This window comes from Sphingobacterium bovisgrunnientis, from assembly GCF_009829085.1.
Taxonomy (GTDB): domain Bacteria; phylum Bacteroidota; class Bacteroidia; order Sphingobacteriales; family Sphingobacteriaceae; genus Sphingobacterium; species Sphingobacterium bovisgrunnientis.
Genome location: NZ_WUQY01000193.1, coordinates 1 through 370 on the forward strand (window position 1 = coordinate 1; position 370 = coordinate 370).

At 34.3% G+C, this 370-nt stretch carries 1 pseudogene; it reads right to left on the minus strand.

The features are described 5' to 3' along the window. Positions 1 to 77 precede the first annotated feature (77 nt). A pseudogene (locus GOQ16_RS17795) lies at positions 78 to 370 on the minus strand (hypothetical protein); the annotation flags it as partial.

Sequence of the window (370 nt, forward strand, 5' to 3'; positions counted from 1 at the left end):
CATTGTTGTCCGGTAAAACGGATATTTAATTTTATTTGTTAATTCTAATTCGTTTTATGGCTATTTTCTTACTTATTTCAAAAAGCAAGCCCCCTGTGCTCGGTAAAGAGTGAATTTTCGTATCGATTTTCATTCCTATCAATGACTTTGCGCCAACATCCTTCTGGGTCTTCAAGGAAACGATATATATCAACATAATTCATTAATTGGCTTCTAATCAGGGACACCATATTTGAAAAAGCCCAAGAGCGTTTCACCTTACTTTTTACCAATGTAATCAATAGATTAGCCAGCATAGCTGCCCATATTTGTATTTCAATGGCATTTTCATTGTCTCCCAGAAAATATTTAAGCGGAAAGTTCTGTTTTA